At 51.2% G+C, this 13,680-nt stretch carries 14 protein-coding genes, 1 other RNA gene and 1 pseudogene; 6 read left to right on the top strand and 10 right to left on the bottom strand.

Annotated features, from left to right (window positions below):
• Window positions 1-126 precede the first annotated feature (126 nt).
• A pseudogene (locus JI735_RS21785) lies at window positions 127-1,361 on the bottom strand (DNA polymerase IV).
• Window positions 1,362-1,579: 218 nt separating this feature from the next.
• Between JI735_RS21785 and cimA the strand changes: the two are divergent.
• Window positions 1,580-3,199 carry a citramalate synthase gene (cimA, locus tag JI735_RS21780; protein ID WP_039836500.1) on the top strand — a complete coding sequence of 540 codons (1,620 nt, stop codon included), beginning with the start codon at window positions 1,580-1,582 and terminating at the stop codon, window positions 3,197-3,199.
• A gap of 98 nt (window positions 3,200-3,297) precedes the next feature.
• Here cimA and JI735_RS21775 read toward each other — a convergent pair whose 3' ends face one another.
• On the bottom strand, window positions 3,298-3,867 hold the full coding sequence (locus JI735_RS21775) for a TlpA family protein disulfide reductase (RefSeq protein WP_039836499.1): 570 nt from the start codon (window positions 3,865-3,867) through the stop codon (window positions 3,298-3,300).
• A gap of 105 nt (window positions 3,868-3,972) precedes the next feature.
• On the opposite strand from JI735_RS21775, the gene JI735_RS21770 reads away from it, so the two are divergent.
• On the top strand, window positions 3,973-4,377 hold the full coding sequence (locus JI735_RS21770) for a M67 family metallopeptidase (protein ID WP_202676427.1): 405 nt from the start codon (window positions 3,973-3,975) through the stop codon (window positions 4,375-4,377).
• 69 nt (window positions 4,378-4,446) lie between these two features.
• Here JI735_RS21770 and JI735_RS21765 read toward each other — a convergent pair whose 3' ends face one another.
• From JI735_RS21765 to JI735_RS21755, 3 genes are read right to left on the bottom strand one after another with little or no spacing between them, the layout of a single operon-like run.
• A complete protein-coding gene (locus tag JI735_RS21765; protein ID WP_039836498.1) occupies window positions 4,447-5,196 on the bottom strand; it encodes an exonuclease domain-containing protein in 750 nt (249 codons plus the stop codon).
• Window positions 5,193-6,266: a DUF294 nucleotidyltransferase-like domain-containing protein gene (locus JI735_RS21760; protein WP_051051945.1), complete on the bottom strand. Its 1,074-nt coding sequence runs from the start codon at window positions 6,264-6,266 to the stop codon at window positions 5,193-5,195. The genes JI735_RS21765 and JI735_RS21760 overlap by 4 nt, the downstream gene beginning before the upstream one ends.
• 37 nt (window positions 6,267-6,303) lie before the next feature.
• Window positions 6,304-7,665, bottom strand: a complete 1,362-nt coding sequence (locus JI735_RS21755; RefSeq protein ID WP_233475998.1) for an ammonium transporter — start codon at window positions 7,663-7,665, stop codon at window positions 6,304-6,306.
• Between the two features lie 471 nt (window positions 7,666-8,136).
• Between JI735_RS21755 and JI735_RS21750 the strand changes: the two genes are divergently transcribed.
• Both JI735_RS21750 and JI735_RS21745 read left to right on the top strand, forming a co-directional pair.
• The gene (locus JI735_RS21750) at window positions 8,137-8,568 is read left to right on the top strand and encodes a MerR family transcriptional regulator (RefSeq protein ID WP_039836494.1); all 432 of its coding nucleotides are present in this window, start codon (window positions 8,137-8,139) and stop codon (window positions 8,566-8,568) included.
• A 32-nt stretch (window positions 8,569-8,600) separates the two neighbouring features.
• A complete protein-coding gene (locus tag JI735_RS21745; protein WP_020428939.1) occupies window positions 8,601-9,278 on the top strand; it encodes a zinc metallopeptidase in 678 nt (225 codons plus the stop codon).
• 61 nt (window positions 9,279-9,339) lie between these two features.
• Here the strand turns inward: JI735_RS21745 and JI735_RS21740 are convergent, their stop codons facing one another.
• Together JI735_RS21740 and JI735_RS21735 are read right to left on the bottom strand one after the other, a co-directional pair.
• Window positions 9,340-10,254 (bottom strand): glutamate biosynthesis transcriptional regulator GltC, encoded by a 915-nt coding sequence (locus tag JI735_RS21740; protein ID WP_020428941.1) that lies wholly within the window; start codon window positions 10,252-10,254, stop codon window positions 9,340-9,342.
• 13 nt (window positions 10,255-10,267) lie between these two features.
• A complete protein-coding gene (locus tag JI735_RS21735; protein WP_039836492.1) occupies window positions 10,268-10,894 on the bottom strand; it encodes a rhomboid family intramembrane serine protease in 627 nt (208 codons plus the stop codon).
• Window positions 10,895-11,010: 116 nt separating this feature from the next.
• Between JI735_RS21735 and tpx the strand changes: the two genes are divergently transcribed.
• Window positions 11,011-11,529 carry a thiol peroxidase gene (gene tpx, locus JI735_RS21730; protein WP_020428945.1) on the top strand — a complete coding sequence of 173 codons (519 nt, stop codon included), beginning with the start codon at window positions 11,011-11,013 and terminating at the stop codon, window positions 11,527-11,529.
• A 163-nt stretch (window positions 11,530-11,692) separates the two neighbouring features.
• Here the strand turns inward: tpx and JI735_RS21725 are convergent, their stop codons facing one another.
• The 3 genes from JI735_RS21725 to JI735_RS21715 all read right to left on the bottom strand — a co-directional run bounded on the left by JI735_RS21725 (window position 11,693) and on the right by JI735_RS21715 (window position 13,356).
• Entirely contained in the window at window positions 11,693-12,082 is a 390-nt protein-coding gene (locus tag JI735_RS21725) for a DUF1499 domain-containing protein (RefSeq protein WP_020428947.1), read from the bottom strand.
• A 164-nt stretch (window positions 12,083-12,246) separates the two neighbouring features.
• Window positions 12,247-12,438, bottom strand: a non-coding RNA gene (gene ssrS, locus JI735_RS21720) — 6S RNA.
• A gap of 102 nt (window positions 12,439-12,540) precedes the next feature.
• Window positions 12,541-13,356 (bottom strand): YesL family protein, encoded by an 816-nt coding sequence (locus JI735_RS21715; RefSeq protein ID WP_039836491.1) that lies wholly within the window; start codon window positions 13,354-13,356, stop codon window positions 12,541-12,543.
• A gap of 177 nt (window positions 13,357-13,533) precedes the next feature.
• Between JI735_RS21715 and JI735_RS36145 the strand changes: the two genes are divergently transcribed.
• Window positions 13,534-13,626, top strand: coding sequence for a YjcZ family sporulation protein (locus tag JI735_RS36145; RefSeq protein ID WP_233182729.1), 93 nt, complete (start codon window positions 13,534-13,536; stop codon window positions 13,624-13,626).
• The last annotated feature ends 54 nt before the right edge of the window (window positions 13,627-13,680 follow it).

Raw genomic sequence — 13,680 nt, 5'->3', positions numbered from 1 at the left:
TGTTGCAGCAGCCTGTTATTTTGTCATATTAATATAAATAGAAAACAATTTCAATGGATTTTCAGTTCGTTTCCAATTTTGACGCATATTGCGGACTGGCAATCAGCCTGCGGGATAGGACTTGAATCACTCCTCCGCCGGGTCCACTTTGTGAAGATTATCCTTTTGGAGGGAAGTCCCCCGCTCCTTGTGGTTGCGCAGGCGCGCCGAATGGCTGTCGCTCAGCATCCCGGCCGTAAGGACCGCGTTCTCGCCAAACTTATTGCGCAGCATGTCCATCGTTTTGTTAAGCGACTCTTTTTGGGCTGGCGTTCATAATTGAAGAGATCCAGTTGGATGGCGGAGTCCTCTTTGGCGGTCAGCCCCTGCAGCGTGACCCCCAGCAGCCGCACCGGTTTGTCACCCTTCCAGTGCCGGGCGAACTGGTCACAAGCCGTCTTGTAAATATCCTCGGCGCTCTCCGTAGGCGTCTCCAGCTGGCGCGAGCGTGTGATCGTCTTCATATCGGGCGTACGGATGGTGAGCTGTACCCCGGACGCCACCAACCCCTGCTTCCGCAGCCGCCGGGCCACCTGATCGCTCAGATTCAGCAGAACCGGCCTTGCTTCCGCCAATCCGACAACATCGCTCGGAAGCGTCGTGGTATGCCCGATAGACTTGCTCTGCTCCCTTTCGGGATTCACAACGCCATGATCTATGCCGTTCCCCGCCCGCTTCAGCCAGGAACCCATCACCCCAAAATGCTCCACGAGCATCCGTTCATCCGCTGCCGCCAGCTGTCCGATGCTGTAGATGCCGAGCTTCCTGAGCTTCTCCGCGGTTTTGCCTCCGATGCCGAACATCTCGTTGCAGGGCTTGTCCCACAGAATATCCGGAACGTCGCGCAACCTCAGGATCGAGATGCCGTTCGGCTTCTTCAGATCGGAAGCGATCTTCGCCAGCAGCTTATTGGGGGCGATGCCGATGGAGCAGGGCAGCCCAAGCTCCTCCATAATGCGCCGCTGAATACCTTCGGCAATTTCCAGCGGGGTCCCGAATTGGCGTGAACCAGTGATATCCAGATAACATTCATCTATCGAGACAGCTTCCAGCAGCGGAGTATAACTGTAGGCTATCTGCATAAAAGCATTAGAGTACTTGCGGTAGAGATGAAAATCCGGCTTGATCAACAGAAGCGAGGGACAAATGCGCAGTGCTTTCTGCACCTGCATCCCTGTTGAAATCCCGAGTCTGCGCGCTGCATAGGAGCAGGTAACAATAATTCCCTTGCGGAGCTCCACGCTGCCGGCAACGGCCGTTGCTTTTCCTTTATATTGATCCGGGTCTTCCGCCTCATGCACAGAACAATAAAAAGCATTCATATCCACATGCAGAATCACCCTGCCGCTTGCCGGATAATATTGATCCACATTCTGCACAATATCTACCTTCTTATCTTAGGGTTTCCATTGTTGGTTTCAGCATACCTCTTCTCCCGGCGCAAGGTCAACCAGGTGTGCATCTCCTCTAAAGTTCTTTGTTACATTCCCGCGTAAAAATGCTATAATATAAAAATTCAAAAACTTTTAGGAGGACTCTCATGTCTAAGTCCATTTCCATCTTCGATACGACGTTGCGTGACGGCACCCAAGGTGAAGGCATCAGTCTGTCGGCAGATGACAAGCTGAAGATTGCCAAGAAACTCGATGATCTGGGTGTGCATTATATTGAAGGTGGCATCCCGGGGAGCAACAACAAGGACATTGAGTTTTTCAAAAGAGTCAAGGAATTGCATCTGCATGCCAAAATCACCGCATTCGGCAGCACCCGGCGCAAGAATTCCACCACCGAGCATGACGAGAACCTGCAGCGGATGATTGATGCCGGTGTTCCGGCGGCCACTCTGGTCGGGAAGTCATGGGACTTCCATGTTCACACCGCACTGCAGACTACCCTTGAAGAGAACCTTGCGATGATCGGTGAGTCCATTGCCTATCTGAAGCGCAAAGGCCTTGAGGTCATCTTTGATGCAGAGCACTTTTTCGACGGTTATAAGAACAATCCCGAATATGCTGCTGCCGTCCTGGGAGCGGCCCGTGAAGCCGGCGCGGATTGGCTGGTCATGTGCGATACGAACGGCGGAACTCTTCCGAATGAAATTCAGGAGATTGTATCCGGCTTAGCTCTTCAGCTGCCTGGAGCCCCGCTCGGCATTCATACCCACAACGACTGCGAGCTCGCGGTCGCGAATACACTCAGTGCCATCAGCGCAGGTGCGCGGCAGGTACAGGGCACGATCAACGGCTACGGTGAACGCTGCGGAAATGCCAACCTGTGCTCCATTATCCCTACCCTGCAGCTCAAAATGGGGTATCACTGCATTCCCGGCGATTCTTTGCCTCAGCTAACCAATACCGCCCACTATATCAGCGAAGTGGCCAACGTGAACCTGCCGGTCAATCAGCCTTATGTAGGCAATGCCGCCTTTGCGCATAAAGGCGGCATCCACGTGTCGGCCATTTTGCGTGATTCCCGTACCTATGAGCATATCGCTCCCGAGCTTGTGGGCAACAAGCAGCGGGTGCTGGTCTCCGAGCTGGCGGGCCAGAGCAATGTCCTGTCCAAAGCACAGGATATGGGCTTAAGCCTCGACCCAAGCAGCGAGCAGGCCCGCAAGGTGATCGACAAAATCAAAAATCTGGAGCATCAGGGCTATCAGTTCGAAGGTGCGGATGCCTCTTTGGAACTGCTCCTGCGCGAAGCCACCGGCGAGATGAATGAGCTGTTCACCTTTGAATCGTTCAAGATGCTTGTGGAAAAGACCGCCGGCAGCCCCGTTGTCTCCGAAGCCTTTGTCAAACTGAAAGTCGGCGGAGATAATCTCTATACCGCTGCCGAAGGCAACGGGCCGGTCAATGCGCTGGATAATGCGCTCCGCAAAGCGCTGCTGACTTACTTCCCGCAATTGAAAGACATGCATCTCTCCGACTACAAGGTGCGGGTGCTTGACGAGAAGGATCAGACCGCCGCGAAGGTTCGCGTATTGATCGAATCCAAGGACTACAGCGACACCTGGAACACAGTCGGGGTATCCAGCAATGTGATTGAAGCAAGCTGGGAGGCACTGGTGGACAGTATGCGCTATGCCCTTCTCGGTCAGATTTCGCTGGAGAATGACACGGAAGTAAGCAGCGGGCCCAGAGGACTCGTGAATCACTAATTCAGAGGAAACAGTCTATATTCAAGACAAAGCCCCTCGCACCTGGGAAGATCCCGAGGGTGCAGAGGGGCTTTGCTGACTTGCCGCATCCCTGTTGATCAGGAACCGGTCAGGGCAATGATCTTCTTTTCAAGCTCTTCCGGGGACAGGAGCCCGAGAATTACCTCGGCGATGACGCCGTTTTTGTCCACTAGCACATTGGTGGGGAATACAGCGCCTTTATATTTGTCAAAAATCTCACCTTTAAGATCATACATAACGGGAAACGCCAGCATATACTTCCTGACAAACCGTTCCGCGTTAGGCTTGTAATCCTGGCTTGTTACGTTGATCCCATAAACGTCGAGCACATCTTTGTACTTCAAAGCCAGCGCATTCAGCGCAGGCGCCTCCTCTTGGCAGGGCTCACACCAGGAAGCCCAGAAATTCACCAGCACCGCTTTTTCTCTGGCCCCTTCAACGGAGTAGTTTTCTCCATTTACTCCCTGCAAGGTGAACGCGGGCGCCGGCTGGCCCTTACCTGCTCCGCTTTCAAGTTTGGAGCTTCCCTGCTGCTCCATGGCTGGGACCGCTTCCGGCTCTGACCGGGTTGTACGCTCTATCGCCAGAAAAGCCAGGAAAACAATGACCGCTATAACCGTTATATTACGTTTATTCACAGCTTTCATAGTGGTTTGTCCTTTGCAAGTGGGATGTTTTTCTCCTATTGTACCCCCAATTGCGGCAGTTTCAAACCAATACAAAAAGAGGATTTCGCCAAAGGACGAAACCCTATGAAGAGAGAGGGTGAACAAATGACAGCATTCCAGGGAAACCTCCAGCCGATTAAGCTGAACGCCTCCGTGCAGCAGGCGCTGGGGAAGCACATGCTGACCTGTTATCCGCATGAAGCATGCGGAGTCCTGCTGGGCGCTGCCGCAGCGGGCGGCATGCACATCGACAGGTATCTGCCGATGCGCAACGTAGCGCCTGACCCGCTGCACGCTTTTGTCCCTGACCCGCAGGAATGGGTTGCCGCTCTTTATCTAAAGCCTGCGCCAGTTGGAATATTCCATTCCCATCCGCATACAGCCCCTTGGCCTTCCAGCGCGGATATCCGGGGCTTGTCTTCGCTCGGCGCCGAATTCCAGGTCTATCTGATCGGTTCTCCAGGGCTCAGCAGCAGCGCCCCCGATTGAACGGTTTCCTGATCGGCCGTCAGCCTGACGCCACAGGCAAGCCGAGCTATAGACTGCTGCATTCAGCCCTTACGCTCTGCTGAGATAAGCGTACAGGTCACCCAGGGTATCCACCTGCTTTTTCTTGGAAATCTCCCGCAGATAATGCACCCATAACTGTGCCGTCATCCTGGCATCCTCCAGCGCATTGTGCCTGCCTTGAATCGGGATTCCATGTACGGCCAGCAGCTCATCAAGTGTGTAATTGCTCCGGTGCGGCTCGAGCCAGCGGGCCAGCATCATGGTATCGAGCACCCGGTGGGTGAGCTGAACCTTGGAGGTCTTCCACAGGGCGGCATTCAGAAAGGATTTATCATGATTGCTTCCATGCGCCACCAGTACCTGCTGTCCCACAAATGACATGAAATTATGCAGGCAGTCGATCAGCGAAGGTGCCGCCGACGTCATTTCTTCTGATATCCCCGTTAGCTTCGTAATGTCCTCCGGAATTGAGGTTTGACAGTTTACAAGGGTATAAAAGTATTCCTCTTCCTTAATTTCTTCTCCGACGACCTTGACAGCGCCAAAAGACAGAATCTCGTCGCCGTGCTGATGGGAAAAGCCCGTCGTTTCCAAATCAAAGATAACCGTCTCCAGCTCCGAGAGCGGAGTATGCAGTACTTCAGGGCGCCGCTTCTCGCGCATTAGCGACCGGATAAAGGCCATCTGCTGCGCCGTTTGCTGTGCCGTTTCCCCGCCCCGGATGGACGCGATGGCGGACGGCATTCCGCCCTGCCTCAGATTGTTCCAGAATCCCCCGCCTTTGTTCGGCTCCTTCATGACTGCCTCCTTTCCGCTGACCGGAGCTGACGCTGCAGGGCTTTGTGCAAACGCCTGACAAGCAGCAGACTATCCCGCAGCTCCGATAGAAGCTGCTTGTTCTTCAGGTCGCTTTCAGCAATATAGTCACTGCTGGACAATAAGCCGTCCTGAACGGCATAGGGTGTATTGACACGCATACGCAACGCCGTTAAAAAAGCACGCCTGATATCATCCAGATGCTCATACTTTCCGAGCTTAGCCAGCTGCTCCAGCCTCTTCAGCGTTGAGCTGTCCCGTACACCGTGCAGCAGCGCCAAATGTCTGACGATATTAACCAAAGGAATATAGACACCGTATTTAACGTCAAAGCCTCCCGCATAATCGCCAAAACGCTCCGTAAGCACCTGGCCGAGCAGATTAAGCGTGGCTTTGTGGCGGACCGTATTGCGGAGTACCGCTGTAGACAGCTTCTCATTATTTACGAAGCCCGCATGCAAAGCTTCCCTCCACTCCGCAGACAACGCTGTTTTTCCTGCAACATGGCGCATATCGGAGGCAATAATGAGATAGCGGATCGGTTCCCATTCCAACTGGCTCATCCAGCCTTCGAGCTGCCGCTTCCATTCGGGCAGCGTTTTGCGCCATAAGGGTTCAGAGCACATCACTTTACCGTCGCATTTCTCATAGCCTGCTTGTTCAAGCACATTGGACAGCATCACACCAAAGGCTTCAAAATAAACTTTTTTAACACCATCCGGTTCCCCTTCAACAATTAGGCCGTTATCCTGATCACTCCATAGGGTGGCTTCCTGTCTGCCGGCACTGCCGAACACAATAAAGGAATAGGCGCAGGGAGGCGGGCCGTAGCCCGCCTCTTTCATCTGCGCCTCACATATGCTGACCGCCGCCCCGGCAATCCGGTCATGCATCGCATTGACCCGGGACAGCCATTCCTCAACCGGAATAACGTTTAACTGCTCCAGCAGTACTGTTTGACAAGCGATACGCTTTGCCTTAAGCTCCTGCGGCGAACCGGCCGTTGCGATGGACAAATATCTATTATCTTCATTCCAATCTGCCCTCTCCATCGAAGCCACTCGGTCCGCCTCCCAACAAGTGAAGTTATTAGTGTTTAAGGGTCTTGGATTCCGATTCTGCAATCAGTTTCATTTGTTCCGGATAGCCGTAAGTCCCATGCTCACTGATGTCCAGACCCATCAATTCTTCTTCCTCTGTAACCCGGAGACCGATAACCAGCTTCATGACATAGAGGATGATGAAGGACATTACAGCTACGAATACGAAGGTACCTGCGACCCCGAGAATCTGAACACCCAATTGGTGGAATCCTCCGCCGTAGAACAATCCGGCATCTCCGACAAGTGCACCTTTAGAGATCAGATCAGGTGCTGCGAACAAACCTGTGGAAACCGCACCCCACATCCCTGCAATACCATGTACGGAGAAAGCATAAATCGGATCGTCAAGTCCTGCACGTTCCAGCCACTGCGAAGTCATGAATGTGAATGCGCCGGCGACAAAGCCAATCAGAATAGCAGCCCAAGGCTCTACATATGCGCAAGCCCCAGTGATGGCAACCAATGCAGCCAGCACGCCGTTCAGCATAGCCGGAATATCCGACTTGCCAAAGTACAGCCAGGAAGCGATGAGCGCAGCCAGACCGCCTGCTGCTGCAGCAATATTAGTTGTCAACGCCACATGGCCGAAGAATCCGCCCATAGGGGACAATGCGCTGCCGGGGTTGAATCCGAACCAGCCAAACCACAGAATGATTACCCCGAGAACAGTGAACACTTGGTTATGGCCTGGAATGATAACAGGTTTGCCTTCTTTATTGAATTTACCAAGACGGGGCTTAAGCAAGATAGTTGCAACAACCGCCGCCGTAGCACCTGTAAGATGGACAACGGTGGAACCTGCATAGTCCTGCATGCCCAGCTCTGCCAGCCAGCCGCCGCCCCATACCCAGTGAGCAACAACCGGATAAATCACGACCGAGAACAAAATACCGAATACGATATATACGCTTAGTTTAGCACGTTCTGCCATACCACCGGATACGATGGCCAGGGAAACTGCTGCAAATGCCATCTGGAAGAGGAATTTAACATTTAGAGTGACATCGGAGAATGCCAGGGAATCGAACGAAGCAGCTTGAGTATCTCCGCCGTACAGGAAGCCTGTAGTTCCGAAGAATCCATTGCCGTTGCCGAATCCGAGCCCGAAGCCGATAGCCCAGAAGCATAAGCTCGCGATTGCCAGCGTCAGTACAGTCTTACCTGCAACGTGGCCTGCGTTCTTCATCCGTACCGAACCGGCTTCAAGCATTGCAAATCCCGCTTGCATAAAGAATACCAGAATGAAGGCCAGGAACGTAAACGCCGTATCCAATCCGATTTGCAAATCCGGTGCTGTCGGGCCGTCAGCGGCAAATGCGCTAACCGGATAGACCATCAATGTGATCATAGCCAGAAACATCATTATCATCTTTTTTTCATTCTTTACCCCACTCCCCAGTGTTATATTTTCTAACAAAGCATGAAACTCTTAATGTCATTATAATCAGAAGTCAGGTAAATTGACAAGACTATTTTTTTGGATGTCTTAATTTATTTATGGAAGCTCATGTTTTCTGCGAAAATGGACATCCCCTTCATTTGCTACAATGTTAATAAGTGATTTCATAATATAAGTTAACATGATATGTAATATATTTCGCCGGCGCTTTTAAACCCTTCCAAGTGAATTGCATACGCTGAATATAAGGGCAGCCATACAGGCATCTTATGCTATTCCCATCATATACTTAAAGTAAGTATGACGTTTGACTGTACGGTTTGTGATTTGCTATCATTAAGTATGCTCTATTATTATAGAAAGAAAATATATCCTTCCGATCCAACGAATTCATTCAACGAGGTGAGAGACCATGGGGATATGACCCTTTACCGGATTGGCGAACTGGCCAAAGCCGCCCATACCAGCGAACGGACCATTGATTATTATACGAAGCTGGGATTGATTGCACCGGAATCAAGAAGTGTTAAAAATTACCGGTTGTACAGCCATGAAACCCTTGTCGCTTTGGAGCGTATTAATCAACTAAAGCAAGAGAAATATACATTGGATGAGATCAAATCCATGATGAGCAAGTGGAATGCAGCCACCTCCGAAAATGACGTTTCGGACAGATTAGCGGAGCTAGAGCTGCAAATGCAGCGGTTGGAGCGTGAGGTGAAGGCGCTTGAACCTGTCATCAGCGGTTTGAAGCCCGTTCAGGCCAGACGTGCACTGGCCGCGCTTCTTCCACAAGGAGTTGCCTGCATGGAAGCAATCAAGCTCCTGCTCACGCAAGGTCCGCCAATGTAATCAGCTTATTAACTATAGTGGAGGAATGACATATGATGCCATTGATGTACCTGTTGGTAATAATCGCTTTTCTATTTTCATTGTGGGCACAATTTCGGGTGAAGGGCAATTTCAATAAATGGGCCAAGGTAGCCAATACCAGCGGAATGACCGGCTATGATGCGGCGCGGCGGATGCTCGACGCCAACGGTCTGGGGGATGTGCCGATTGAGCCCGTCCGCGGCGCTCTTTCCGACCACTACGACCCTATTCACCGGGTCGTGCGTTTGTCAGAGCCGGTATATTACGAACGTTCCATCGCAGCCATCTCTGTAGCGTGCCATGAGGTTGGCCACGCGATCCAGCACAAAGTTCATTATCCGATGCTTACGCTGCGCCACCGGATGTTCCCGGTAGTCAATATCGCTTCGGGTGTCGCACCTTTTATGCTGCTGGCAGGTTTCCTATTCAGCTCTTTTAACCTGATCGGCCTCGGCATCATCTTCTTTTCAGCTGCCGTTGCCTTCCAGCTCGTAACGCTCCCCGTAGAATTCAACGCCAGCAACCGGGCGCGTCAGGTCATGGTTGAGCAAGGGTATATCCGCAACGAAGAAGAACGCGGTGTGGCGAAGGTGCTGAATGCGGCAGCCCTGACTTACGTAGCCGCAGCTCTGGTCTCCTTGCTTGAGCTGCTGCGTCTGATCACCATGTTCCTCGGAAACCGCGACTAAGCTGGATAACGGCACACTCGACACCACAATAACATGAACCAGATAACAAATACCCCGGAGGCTAGGAGCCTACCGGGGTATTGTTATTTCTGTCTCTGAAATAGGTCAGCAGAAAGGTCCGGAAGGACCGGGCCACCAAGGGCAGCTTGCCATCAGCCCGGTGGATGAGCCCGACCGTCCTGGTTACAGGGGGCTCTACGACCCGTACCTGCGCAGGCTGCATCGGATTGGTCTGATACAGAGCCATCTCCGGGAGCAGGCTCACCCCCATGCCCGCAGCGACCAAACCGCGTATGGTGTCCGTTTCTCCGCCTTCAAAGGCTATCTGGGGTTTGAAGCCCGCCTGGAGGCAGGCCTGCCACACGATCGGCCTTAGTGAATATCCCTGGCTGAACAGAACAAACTTCTCTTCCCGCAGCTGCTCCAGCCGGATGACCTTCTCCCCGGCCAGCGGATGATTCTGCGGAAGGATGGCAAACAGTTCCTCGGTCATCACAATATCCCCGGCCACATGCTCATCGTTCTCCGGAAAAGGGGAGACAAAGGCCAAGTCCACCTCTCCAGAAATTACATCCTTAATGAGGGAAGGGTATGACCCTTGCTTGAAGCGGAATTTCACATGCGGATAGTATTTCCGGAATTCCGCCACGATCGAAGGGATCAAATGCGTTCCCAGACTGTGGGGAAATCCGATACGGATCTCACCGCGTTCCGGGTCCAGAAATTCATGGACCTCCGCCACAGAACGCTCCAGTTCCTTGAGCACGGATTCCACCCTTTTGCAAAAGAGCTGCCCCACTGGTGTCAGCTGCAGGTTACGCCCCTTCTGCATGAACAAGTCGACACCAAGCTCCTGCTCCAGCTGATGAATCTGGCGGCTTACTGCGGATTGCGCGACATGCAATTCCTCCGCAGCTCTTGTTACATGCTCCTTCTGAGCAACCTTTAAAAAATATTGCAGCTGTCTGAGTTCCACTTGAGAACCTCTCCTATCGTCGGCTTCTTTTGAAAATACGAATAATCAGTCCATACAGGAAAAAACCGGCGGCCAGGCCGCTGAGATGCGCCATCCAATTGACGTATGGATTAGCAAAGGACATAATGCTCCCAATCACCAGTAGGCCGTAAAGTGTCTTACGCGAGTTCTCGTCCATCATTCCTCTCTGCAGGAGGGCAATATAGAGAAACGCGCCGTAGACGGCATAAATTGCACCTGACGCGCCTACAGAGACTGTAGCCACATCCTCAACCGAACGGCTGCTGAAGACCACGGACAGATAATTGGCAATGTAGCCGCCGGCCATGTAGAGCAGCGCATAACGCCACCAGCCCATCAGCCGCTCAAGCGGCGGAGCAAACACCAGAAGCGCAAAGCAGTTAAAAAATAAATGGGCAAATCCGTTATGCAAAAAGGTCGCCGTCACATAACGCCACATCTCGTCCATTTCCGGACCGGCATTCAGCGTAGCCCCGTATTTCAATAATGTTTCCAGATTGGTCGAGCCGCCGTTGGCGGTAAGCACAATGAACATCAGCACATTCAGCAGAATCAGGATACAAGTCACCGGATAATAGCGGATGTATCCTTTCCATTTCTCATACCTTATAAAGATCATAGCACCATCCCTTATGTATCATAATGTGTCCCCGTTGGACATTAAGCTTCTAAAAAGATTATAATTTATTGTGGCAGTAAGAATCCAATCATACCATTCAAGGAGGAAACAAGGATATGACGCAAGAAAGAACAGGTGCAGCCACTTTCAAGGGCAACCCCATTACTCTCGTAGGGCCAGAGCTGAAAGCCGGCGATACCGCGCCCGGTTTTGTGGTAAGCAAGAATCTTTTGGAAGACGCGTCCCTCAGCGATTATGCCGGTAAAATCAAGCTGATCAGCGTTGTGCCTTCTCTGGATACCGGTGTATGCGATGCGCAGACCCGCCGCTTCAATACAGAAGCTGCAGAACTTGGTGACGATGTGGTCATACTCACCATCAGTATGGACCTCCCTTTCGCCCAAGCCCGCTGGTGCGGCGCTGCCGGCATTGACCGGGTCATTACCCTGTCTGACCATAAAGACGCTTCTTTTGGACTGGCCTATGGGGTCCTGATCAAGGAATTCCGCCTCGATATGCGTTCCATCTTCGTTATCGACAAAAATGATACCGTTGCCTATGTAGAATATCTGGCTGAGATGGCTGAGCACCCGAACTATGAAGCTGCTGTAGCAGCTGTAAAAGAACTGCTGTAACACAGCAGTTAGACAAATATTTCAGCGAATACACTCGAATCTGTGTAAAAAAGCGGCAGAAGGTCATCCTTCTCCCGCTTTTTGTTTATTAGGCGATACCAAAGATTGTTCGAAGAACACCCGAAACCGCATACAATCCAAGAACAATAGAATGCTGTGTTCCTCAGTCCACTTTATATTTGCCGAGCTTCTTATCCAGTGACTGATATAAGCGTTGAATAACACGGTAATTGGCTCCCAGGTCTCCGAGCGATCCTCTGGATGCGGAATAGATATCAACCGCACAGCGAACCGGCGAAGTGTTCAACACGGACACGGTAATGTCCAGCGTCCGGCCGAAGCCTGTTCTTTTTTCCAAGGTGATTTCCCCTACGGACTCCACTTCATGCAGGACTTTGTAACCAGGAATCTTCTTCAGCGTCGAGGATACTTCATCCCACGCTTTGTCTCTGGAAAGATTGTAGTAACGCGTCTTTAATGCAGGGTCTTTTGCACGGTCGCTTGTACCGTCATGACTGCGAAATAAACCGACCAAGGTTCTTTTCAACGACAAAATACTTCCCCCTCTTCAAATCCCAAGTTCAATAGTCTAAGTGTAACATTCTTATCCCCGGAACAAAAGGGCATTGCTCACTTTCAATAATTGATACTATACACAAAAAGGCACCCCGTATCCGCAGCCAAGCGGGAAAACAGGGTACCTTGTCAATAACAGTAGAAAAACCCGCCTATGCCGTCCGGCTACAGTGTCTTCTGAACCTGCTAGAGCAGGTGGGTGACCGCAGAAGTCGTTTTTGAATTCCCCAGGTCGTATAGACAGGGCTGTTCAGCTGCGCTTCATGTAGATCTCCCAAGACATTATCATTGGTTCAAAACAACGAGCAACCGTAACGAACATCGCAGGAATTACACATATTATATTGCGTTTTGACGAAAAAGTAAACCTGTATGCGCTTTAATTAACACCGGAATCAAAATCCAATCTCTAATCACAGCTTCTGTCTCGCCATCTTAGATGCGCTTGAGATCTTTATCGCTCTCATCTTCTGACTGATCATCGTCATCATCGGCTTCTTTCTCCGCAGCCTCCAAGGCAGCCAGTTCTTCCTCTTGTTTCTTCTTCTCCACCTGCTCTTGAAGCTTGTTGTATGTGGCATAGAAATTAAAGAAGGCCAGCATCGAAACCAGTGTCGGAATACAGATCGCATAAAGCACCGGATACCGCAGACCTATATAGACGAGAACCGCTGCACCAATAAGTGTCGAGAACACTCGAATCGGCCGTGCGATGGTCAGCAGAATCGAATTGGTCACCACTTCCTTGAAGGTCATTTGATAATGAACCACAATCGAGAAGAAATTAAACATAGAGACGAACAAAATAATCATCAGCACCAGCATTAGAATGCCCACAATTTTAAAATTGGCCATCTGCGTCATATATACGGTTACATCCACGTACATAATGACAGTCAGCAGGGTATAGATACCGCCTCCAAGCATGCTCTTCAAATAGTTCTCTTTGTACCCCTGAAAAAAAGTGCGGAATGTGCTGACATCCGTATTGCCCATCACCCATTTGCGCACAACGGTAAACAACGCTGCCGTTGCCGGAAAAACAGTGAAAGGTGCCAAAATGCCAAGTACCCAGTTGAGTGTGATCTGTTCATTGGGTCCCCCTGCTCCCGAACCCAGCATGATCATTTTTGTCACTGCGATAAACAGAAACGGAATCGAACATAGCGCCCACAAAATATTGCTGAAGGCAATACGTGATATCCACTCCGTGATGCGGTATAAACCGCCCATTGCTCCCTTAAACTCCAATTCCCTTCCTCCTGTCTGTCTCGCGCATACTGCGTATCTTAACTATACCCTATTTGACCCGGACTTTTCCAGCGCCCAAGTTTACGATTCTGGGTCAATGTCTAAGCAGTCTTGGAGATGAGTCCATATATTAGAATCGTAACCACAAAATTACCATTTCTGAAGGAGGTTGACCTCATGTCTTCACCTTGTTGTAATCCGTTTACTTCGACAGGCACGATTCTTGTCCTCTTCATTCTGCTTGTCATCATCACTCGCACTTTCGTCTAAATCAAGCAAGCAAAAAGAAGACGAGGGCGCCTTGCGGCCGCTCGTCTTCTTGTG

The sequence above is a fragment of the Paenibacillus sonchi genome (assembly GCF_016772475.1).
GTDB classification, from domain to species: Bacteria; Bacillota; Bacilli; order Paenibacillales; family Paenibacillaceae; genus Paenibacillus_AQ; species Paenibacillus_AQ sonchi.
Note: the sequence above shows the minus strand (reverse complement) of the source record. Positions and strands in the feature narration are given on the sequence as shown.

Bases quoted from the DNA above. Each gene is read 5' to 3' on its own strand.
- cimA (WP_039836500.1), top strand. From the start codon at position 1,580: ATGTCTAAGTCCATTTCCATCTTCGATACGACGTTGCGTGACGGCACC.
- JI735_RS21775 (WP_039836499.1), bottom strand. From the start codon at position 3,867: ATGAAAGCTGTGAATAAACGTAATATAACGGTTATAGCGGTCATTGTT.
- JI735_RS21770 (WP_202676427.1), top strand. From the start codon at position 3,973: ATGAAGAGAGAGGGTGAACAAATGACAGCATTCCAGGGAAACCTCCAG.
- JI735_RS21765 (WP_039836498.1), bottom strand. From the start codon at position 5,196: ATGAAGGAGCCGAACAAAGGCGGGGGATTCTGGAACAATCTGAGGCAG.
- JI735_RS21760 (WP_051051945.1), bottom strand. From the start codon at position 6,266: ATGGAGAGGGCAGATTGGAATGAAGATAATAGATATTTGTCCATCGCA.
- JI735_RS21755 (WP_233475998.1), bottom strand. From the start codon at position 7,665: ATGATCACATTGATGGTCTATCCGGTTAGCGCATTTGCCGCTGACGGC.
- JI735_RS21750 (WP_039836494.1), top strand. From the start codon at position 8,137: ATGACCCTTTACCGGATTGGCGAACTGGCCAAAGCCGCCCATACCAGC.
- JI735_RS21745 (WP_020428939.1), top strand. From the start codon at position 8,601: ATGATGCCATTGATGTACCTGTTGGTAATAATCGCTTTTCTATTTTCA.
- JI735_RS21735 (WP_039836492.1), bottom strand. From the start codon at position 10,894: ATGATCTTTATAAGGTATGAGAAATGGAAAGGATACATCCGCTATTAT.
- tpx (WP_020428945.1), top strand. From the start codon at position 11,011: ATGACGCAAGAAAGAACAGGTGCAGCCACTTTCAAGGGCAACCCCATT.
- JI735_RS36145 (WP_233182729.1), top strand. From the start codon at position 13,534: ATGTCTTCACCTTGTTGTAATCCGTTTACTTCGACAGGCACGATTCTT.